The following is a 532-nucleotide window of genomic DNA, read 5'->3' as shown; positions in this document are numbered from 1 at the left end:
GTGCCGGAGACGGTACTCCGGCGGGTGCTGGTCGACCGCGCCAACGCGTTGTTTCCGTGCGGGTACCTTCGCTGTCCGCTGGTTTGCTGGTTGCTGGCGCGGTGTTGTTCTTCAACGTGCGCGCACGCGGTATTTCCGGTGTGCAGTGCTGGTCTGGCGCGGTGCGCGGAATTCGTTTCTACCGGAGCCGGTAGACCGTGGCCGTGATGTACGGCGCGCGGTCCGCCGTGGCGGCCAGGGGCCGGGCGTGCGCGGCGCAGGTGAACGCGTCCGCCTCGGTCACGTCCCGGCGGAAGCGCACGGCGAACGCTGCGATGCCCGGGCACCTCTGGCGGTCGCTCGGCTGGTTCGTGTCCAGTGCCTCACAGCGTCCCGGCGGCTGGTTGTACCAGACGAGCAGGGAGGTCCCCAGGGACCTGACCATCTGGCACACATCGTCACGGCGCCGTTGCTCGCGCTCGGGGAGCGTCTGGGGGTCGACCGGTAGCACGGAGGCGGCTCCGGCCGGGGCGGTGGGGGCGAGTGCCGGCGG

The 532-nt window shown here is 71.2% G+C and carries 1 protein-coding gene; it reads right to left on the bottom strand.

Annotated features, from left to right (window positions below; all coding sequences use genetic code 11):
* Positions 1–178 precede the first annotated feature (178 nt).
* The coding region (locus tag IH25_RS38230; protein WP_037656428.1) for a hypothetical protein at positions 179–532 on the bottom strand (354 nt) is incomplete at its 5' end.

The organism is Streptomyces achromogenes subsp. achromogenes (genome assembly GCF_000720835.1).
GTDB lineage: Bacteria > Actinomycetota > Actinomycetes > Streptomycetales > Streptomycetaceae > Streptomyces > Streptomyces achromogenes.
The sequence above is the reverse complement of the archived record's forward strand: the minus strand, read 5'-3'. Positions and strand labels throughout refer to the sequence as shown.